Here is a 1,078-nt window from a genome sequence, read left to right as displayed (position 1 = left end):
GATCATGTTGAGCACGAGCATCATCGGCCGGCCGACGCGCTTCAGCTCGAGCACCAACCGCAAGGTCAGCCGCAGATTGGTGGCGTCCGCGACGCAGAGCACGAGATCGGGCACCGCCTCGCCGTCGAAGCGGCCGAGCACGATGTCGCGGGTGATTTCCTCATCCGGGCTGCGGCCGCGCAGCGAATAGGTGCCGGGCAGATCGAGCACGGTCACGCTGCGGCCCTCCGGCGTGACGAAGCCGCCGGATTTGCGCTCGACCGTGACGCCGGGATAATTGGCGACCTTCTGGCTGCTGCCGGTCAACCGGTTGAACAGCGACGTCTTGCCGGTGTTCGGCGCACCGACCAGCGCGAGGCGCAGGGATGCAGTTGTCATTCGACGATCACGGCCATGGCTTCGCTCCGGCGCAGCGCGATCGTGATGTTGTCGACGCGCACCGCGATCGGATCCCGCCGGATCGTGCCTTCATGCAGGATTTCCACGCGCGCGCCCTCGACAAATCCCATCTCCACCAGGCGCTGCTCGAGCTCCTGCGGAGAGAGCGATGAACCCGTCACGAGCGCATCGAGCCTGATGATTTTTCCGACAAAACCGCGATCCGCATGTCCGAGCCGGATGTCCTGTATGTTATCCTGGGAGGAGTTTGGATCGCCTGTCATGCGGCCTGTGTTTCAGCAGGTAGTCACGGGGTCAAGCATTTGCCCGTGAGTGGTTTTAGAACTCCTAAAAACGGCGTCCGCGATCGTCATTCCGGCCGATCTTCCGCTTGACTGCCGCGCCCTCGCTAACGAGGTCGTGATCGCTCCGGCGGCATCCGCCCGGCCGGCACGATCGGGTCGGCCACGCGGGCGACATTGCCCCTCCGCGACGGGCCCGAGCGCGGACCGGCTGCCGGCCGATCGCTCTGGACACCCTTCCGCTGCCTGTGGAAGACGGATCGCCATCCGCACGGCCATCCCGGGCGGGGTTTCGCTTCCTCCGGCGCGACGGTTTGCGTTAAGGTCCGCAAGAAGCCGGAGCGCCCGTGCCGACCGCTGCACAACGCAATTCGCTGAGACTGCCGAGATTGCCGAGG

The 1,078-nt window shown here is 65.6% G+C and carries 2 protein-coding genes; both read right to left on the bottom strand.

Going from position 1 to position 1,078, the window contains the following annotated elements; translation table 11 throughout:
• Positions 1-378, bottom strand: a 378-nt coding sequence (locus H8B02_RS47445; RefSeq protein ID WP_229172540.1) for a FeoB small GTPase domain-containing protein, incomplete at its 3' end; no start/stop codon positions are given.
• Entirely contained in the window at positions 375-662 is a 288-nt protein-coding gene (locus H8B02_RS47440; protein WP_229172539.1) for a FeoA family protein, read from the bottom strand. The genes H8B02_RS47445 and H8B02_RS47440, both read right to left, overlap by 4 nt.
• Between the last annotated feature and the right edge of the window lie 416 nt (positions 663-1,078).

Origin of the sequence: Bradyrhizobium altum (assembly GCF_020889705.1) — a bacterium.
Taxonomy (GTDB): Bacteria; Pseudomonadota; Alphaproteobacteria; order Rhizobiales; family Xanthobacteraceae; genus Bradyrhizobium; species Bradyrhizobium altum.
Note: the sequence above shows the minus strand (reverse complement) of the source record. Positions and strands in the feature narration are given on the sequence as shown.